Raw genomic sequence first — 6260 nt, 5'->3', positions numbered from 1 at the left:
ATGCCGAGCTTCTTCATTTCCTTCTCAGCCAATATCTCTACCTTGACGCCTAACCCCTCGAGTTCCTTGGCGCGGGCAGCGAACTCGACCGGCCCAAGCACGTTTGCCGGTTCGTTGACGAGGTCGCGCGCCAGAAGGACGCCGTCGATCACCGCCTCGGCATCGGCGAAGGCCTTCTTCGCAGCGGCCGGATCGGCGGTGTGGATGGTCACCTTGACCGGCTTCTTCGGCTCTGCCTTGCCGTCGTCCTTGTCCTTCCTGGTCTTGTACTTGTCGAAGGAATAGCTGCGCAGGAGAATGCCCGCGGCAAGGCTTGCCGCGTCCTTCGCGCTCGGCGAGGCGCCGACCACATCGAGGATCACCGCTACCTCGGTCGCCTTGCGCAGCGACGCGGAAACGGTGCCGCCAAGCTTCAACCACGCATATTCGTCCAGTCCCGACACCTTGCCGGTGCCTATCGCCACCAGTCTGTCGAGCGACGCTCCCTGCGGGGCCAGAACTTCCACCGTGCTGGCGAACTTGCCGGTGAACTCAGCCACGGGAAAAGCCCGCTCCAGTGTCTTGCCGGGATCACTGGCCTTGGCGACGTCGCTCAGGCCGCCCTCATCCGCCGCGAGCACGAAGACCGTGCCCTTCTTGTTCACCGCGCTCTGGGACCCGGAAAATTTGGCGAAGGCGATCGATGGTCTTTGATTCATCATGTCCTGCTTTCAGGGAATGCGCGACTTTTGGGGAAGCGGTTCGAAACGATGCGCGACATTTGGTCGTTTTCCGGCATTTGGCAAGACTTTGCCGAATTGGCATCCCATATGACCTATGGAATCGATGACGATTCGTCGCGGCACGGCCCCGCTTTTTGCCGCAACTTGTTGTTAACCATCGATGTTCGCCCTTTCTTATCCATTCCCGCCGACACTCCGCCCAGCCGGGGGGCGTGATGTGGGACAGAACCCGGATAGACCATCTGATGAGCCAGTTGTGCAGGCGCTGCCGGACAGCTACCTTGTTCGGCGGCATGATGCCGTTCGAAAAAATCGAGAAAAGCCTTCATGAAGGTCGTTGAACGCTACATCATGCGCCGCGCTTTCGTGGTCTTCATGGCCGCTCTTGTGTGGACGCTGGCGATCGTATGGACGACGCAGGTGCTGGCAAAGATCGATCTGGTCACCGACAGCGGCCAATCGGCGCTGACCTTCTTCGAAGTCGCCGCCCTCATCCTTCCGTCCATCATCCCGATCGTGGTGCCTTTTGCGCTTGTGGTGGCGGTCGCACAGACACTCAGCGTCATGAATTCGGATTCCGAACTTGCCGTCGTCAACGCCGCGGGGGCCTCGCGCTGGACGATCGTGCGGCCGATCATGTTGCTGGCGCTCGCCGCAGCCGTTTTTTCCTTTGCCGTCGACAACGGCATCGATCCTTACGCACGGCAGAAGAACCGGGCCCTGGTGGCGTCGTCACGCGCGGATCTGTTGTCGCTGATCATCCAGGAAGGCACCTTCCGCAAGATCGACGACGGGTTGTTCCTGCAGGTCGGCGAGCGCCTTCCCAACAATCGGCTGGGCGGCATTTTCGTCGCCGATTCGCGCGAAGAAGGCGTCAACCTCGTCTACTACGCCAAGACCGGCAGCATCATCGAACGCGGCGGTGAAAAGGTGCTGATGATGAATGACGGCGTCATCCATCGCAAAACGCTGACCGGCGATCTCTCCGTCATCCGCTTCACCTCCTATGCCTTCGACATGTCGGCCTTCATGGCGGCGGCTTCAGCGGTGACGCTCCTGCCCAAGGACCAGACGACGCAGTACCTGCTCAACCCGAGCGCCAACGACAAGTATTATCAGCAGAGCCCCTACGAATACCGGGCCGAAGTCAACCAGCGGTTCTCGGAATGGACCTATTCCATGGTTTTCGCGCTGATCGCGCTTGCGGTCGCCGGGGATGCGCGCTCGCACCGCGAGGCGCGCGTCAATCCGCTGATCACGGCGATCACGATATCGCTGTTCGTGCGTTGGCTGGGCTTTTTCGCCGCCAGCAAGGCGGATGAGATCCCGCAATATGCCTATATGGTCTATGGTGTGCCGATCGTGGCTTCCGCGGTGGCGATCTGGTTCATCGTCTCGAACCGGACACTGGAACTGCCCGTGACCTGGGCGGACTGGATGACAAACTTCGCCTCGCGCATCGCTGACAGCTGGAATGCTTTCAAATTGCGTTTGTCCAGGCGCGGCACATCAGGGCAAGGGGTCGGCTGATGGGCTGGACACTGGGCCGCTATTTCTTCTTCCGCTACGTGACGATCACCATCTGGTTCTTCATCGGCCTCCTAGCGCTGGTGTTCCTGATCGATTTCACCGAGCTGTCCGGCCGCACCACCGGCCTGCCCGGCTTCACCTACGGCACGGCGGTAGCCATTTCAGGCCTCCGTATGCCGATGATCATGCTGCAGACGGTGCCGTTCGTCGGTCTCTTCTCGGCGATGGCGACGCTGGTGTCGCTGAACCGGCGCTACGAGCTGGTCATCGCGCGTTCCGCCGGTGTTTCCGCCTGGCAGTTCCTCTTGCCCTGCTGTATCGGAGCCTTGCTGTTCGGCGTCCTGTCGGTTGGCGTCATCAATCCGCTCGCCGCGCACGCATTCTCCTGGTCCGAGCAGATCGAAACCCAGCTGCGTTCCGGCAAATCGAATACGGTCTCGGCCGATGCCGCGCCCTGGATCCGGCAGAAAACCAGTTCGGGGGACACCATCATCGGTGCGCGGGCCATCCTGAACCAGGGCCTGGAAATGGCCGATGTCGTATTCTTCATTCTCGACCCGCAAGGCAACATCGTCGAGCGCAAGGATGCTGCCCGTGCCTTCCTGCGCGACGGCTATTGGGAATTGCAGGACGTCAAGACGTTCCAGAACGGCACGATCCAGGCATCGGCAACCGATCGCGTACCGACCAATCTGAAGCCCGAATTCGTGCAAGAGCGGCTGGCGCGCCCGGAAACCATCCCCTTCTACGACCTGCCCGGAAAGATCGAGGTTGCCCGCTCCTTCGGCCTCAAGGCAAATGCCTTTGCCATGCAGTTTGATTCGCTCGTGGCGTTGCCGTTCCTTCTCGTCGCCATGACGCTGATCGCGGCAACGGTTTCAATGCGATTTGCTAGGATGGGGCAGTCGGCGACGATGATTCTGGGTGGCATCATCGCTGGCTTTCTGCTTTATGTCGTTTCGGTTCTGGTGAAGGCATTCGGCGTGGCGGGATTCGTGCCGACTGTCGTAGCCGCCTGGGTACCGGTCATGGTGGCTATGTTCTTCGGGGTGACTTTCCTGCTATACAAGGAAGACGGCTAGTGAGGGAGGCGTTTTTGCCCAGCAACAGGCAGGCCGGTTTGGCGCGCCTCTATGCGGCGACCGCCTTGGCGTGCGTGCTTGCCTACGCCGTTCCGGCACCGGCGCTTGCGCAGGACGTCGGCGACATGGCGACATCGGTTCCGTCCGGCTCGCAAATGCTGCTGGCGGCCGACACGCTGGTCTATAACAACGACAACCAGACCGTGACCGCCGTTGGCGGCGTGCAGATCGACTATGGTGGCAATCGCCTTGTCGCCCAGCGGGTCGAGTACAACCGCAACACCAAGCGAATGGTCGCAAGCGGTAACGTCGAAGTCATCAACAGCGACGGTACCAAGATCAATTCGCAGCATATCGACATCACCGATGACTTCGCCGACGGCTTCGTCAACGCGTTGCGGGTCGAAACCATCGACAAGGCCTATTTCGCCGCCGAAAGCGCCGAACGCATGGGCGGCGTGCTGACCACCTTCCACAATGGCGTCTACACCGCCTGCGAGCCGTGCGAGGATAAGCCGGACAAAGCGCCGACCTGGCGCGTCAAGGCCAAGAAGATCATCTGGAACGGCGAGAAGAAGACGGTTCGCTTCGAGAATGCGAATTTCGAGTTCTTCGGTTTTCCGCTTGCCTATCTGCCTGCATTCGAAATTGCCGACCCGACGGTGAAGCGCAAGAGCGGCTTCCTGATCCCGAGCATCATCTACAAGAGCGATCTCGGCGTCGGCGTGAAAGTCCCCTATTATCTTGCATTGGCGCCGACCTACGACCTGACCGTCACCGGCACCGGCTATACCAAGCAGGGTTTCCTCGGTGAGGCCGAGTGGCGTCAGCGCTTCAACAATGGCGAGTACAGCTTGAAGATCGCCGGGATACACCAGCAGAATCCCGACGCTTTCCTCGACACCACTGCCTTCCCCTCCAGCTCTGGCCACAACGTCAATTCGGGCAGCGCCGGCGATCCCAACAAATTCCGCGGCATGATGGGTACCCAGGGGCAGTTCGCCATCAACTCACGCTGGAACTTCGGCTGGGACGTGCTGCTGCAGACCGACAAGAATTTCTCGAACACCTACGGCATCGAAAAGTACAATAGCAGCGTCCACCAGTCGTCGGTCTACTTGACGGGTCTCAACGGCCGCAACTATTTCGACGTGCGCGCCATGCATTTCGATGTGCAGGAAGATACACCTGACGACAACGCCTCTGCGCGAAGCGGACAACAGCCCTGGGTGCTGCCGTCGCTCGACTACGCCTATATTCCTGATGCGTCGGTGGCCGGCGGCCAGCTATCGCTCAACGTCAACGCGCGTGTCATCCGCCGCGACGAACTCGATGACACTTTCTCCACCCCCATACAGCGTGTCCCTGGTATCGAAGGCGAATCGGGCCGTCTCACCGCCGAGGCCGAGTGGAAGCGGAGCTTCGTCACCGATGGCGGGCTGGTGCTGACGCCATTGCTCGCACTGCAGGGCGACGTCGACTACCTCAATGCGTCATCGGCTTCGCTCACTGCCATTAACAATATGGCAGCAAATTTGAACGAGCAGGCCGATATGCGCTCGTCATTTGCCCGTTACATGGCAACCGCAGGCCTCGAGATGCGTTGGCCGGTGCTGTTTTCCATGGCCAGCGGGTCCAGCCATGTCATCGAACCGATGGCACAGGTCTTCATGCGTCCGAACGAGCAATATGTCGGCGGCCTCTCAGTACCCAACGAAGACGCCCAAAGCATGGTCTTCGATGCGACCACCTTGTTCGAACGCGACAAGTTCTCCGGCTACGACCGCGTCGAAGGCGGTTCGCGCGCCAATGTCGGCTTCCGCTATTCCGGCTCCTACAACAATGGCTGGGGCACCAATGCCATTTTCGGCCAATCCTATCAGATTGGCGGCGAGAACTCGTTCGCCGCGCCGGATTTGGTGAATGTCGGCGCAAACTCCGGCCTCGACACGACCAAGTCCGACTATGTCGGCCTGTTCGGCATCAACAGCCCCAACGGCTTCGCGGCCTCGGTCAGCGGCCGTTTCGACGAACAGAGCTTCGAGATCCGCCGCGCCGAGGTGAAGGCCGCCTATTCCGGCCTGCCTGTGTCGCTGAGCGCCAAATACGCCTTCATCCAGGCCCAGCCGCTGTACGGCTTCACCACCGACCGCCACGAGGTCACGCTTGGTGCATCCACGCATCTGGCCGAAAACTGGCGCGTCTTCGGCACAGGAACCTACGACCTGCAGCAGAGCCTGCTGGTCAAGGACGGCGTCGGCTTCGCCTACAACGATTCCTGCTTCACTTATTTGATGACCTACTCGCAGTCGCGCGATCTGAACACCAGGGAGGTGTCGCAGACCATCGGCTTCAATCTGTCGTTCCGCACCCTCGGCGATTTCGGCTCGTCGACCAGTGCCGTCGACACGATCCAGTAACAATCGGCGACATCGTTTCGCCGCATAGGGCTGGCACGGATTTCGCGCACCTGGAAAGATCAAATTGGGCGGGACCGGGATAGAATTGGGATGCCAACGATGAGGAAATACCTCTTTTCAGCAGGTTTCGCGTTGCTCGTGGCGGCGACGTCCGTGTCGATCACCGTAATGGCGCCGCCGGCTTTCGCCAGCGAGATCAAATACGTCGTCAACGACATTCCTGTCACCACCGGCGACATCGCCCATCGCGCCGCCTTCCTGAAGCTGCAGCGCAAGAAGGGCGATGCCGGCCAGGAAATGATCGACCAGACGTTGCGTATGGCCGAGGCCAAGCGGCTTGGTATCCGCATCAGCGACGCCCAGGTCGATGCCGCGTACCAGCGCTTTGCCTCGAGCAACAAGATGCAGCTCAGCCAGCTCGACGGCGTCATGGAGAAGTCGGGCGTCACTAAGAGCCACTTCAAGGAATTCATCCGCGCCCAGATGGCCTGGAACCAGGCCTTGAG

The 6260-nt window shown here is 60.4% G+C and carries 5 protein-coding genes; 4 read left to right on the top strand and 1 reads right to left on the bottom strand.

What is annotated here, in order from left to right; all coding sequences use genetic code 11:
- The coding region (locus EN991_RS19560) for a leucyl aminopeptidase family protein (protein WP_245461013.1) at positions 1-698 on the bottom strand (698 nt) is incomplete at its 3' end.
- Between the two features lie 351 nt (positions 699-1049).
- Between EN991_RS19560 and lptF the strand changes: the two genes are divergently transcribed.
- The 4 genes from lptF to EN991_RS19540 all read left to right on the top strand — a co-directional run.
- On the top strand, positions 1050-2252 hold the full coding sequence (gene lptF / locus EN991_RS19555; protein WP_013532506.1) for an LPS export ABC transporter permease LptF: 1203 nt from the start codon (positions 1050-1052) through the stop codon (positions 2250-2252).
- Positions 2249-3334, top strand: a complete 1086-nt coding sequence (gene lptG / locus EN991_RS19550; RefSeq protein ID WP_174299091.1) for an LPS export ABC transporter permease LptG — start codon at positions 2249-2251, stop codon at positions 3332-3334. Before lptF ends, lptG begins: the two co-directional genes overlap by 4 nt.
- Positions 3334-5754 carry an LPS-assembly protein LptD gene (locus EN991_RS19545; RefSeq protein ID WP_064993142.1) on the top strand — a complete coding sequence of 807 codons (2421 nt, stop codon included), beginning with the start codon at positions 3334-3336 and terminating at the stop codon, positions 5752-5754. The genes lptG and EN991_RS19545 overlap by 1 nt, the downstream gene beginning before the upstream one ends.
- Positions 5755-5844: 90 nt before the next feature.
- Positions 5845-6260: SurA N-terminal domain-containing protein (locus tag EN991_RS19540; RefSeq protein WP_206519219.1), on the top strand; the 416-nt coding region annotated here is incomplete at its 3' end.

The sequence above is a fragment of the Mesorhizobium sp. M7A.F.Ca.US.005.03.2.1 genome, from assembly GCF_003997795.1.
GTDB classification, from domain to species: domain Bacteria; phylum Pseudomonadota; class Alphaproteobacteria; order Rhizobiales; family Rhizobiaceae; genus Mesorhizobium; species Mesorhizobium ciceri.
Note: the sequence above shows the minus strand (reverse complement) of the source record. Positions and strands in the feature narration are given on the sequence as shown.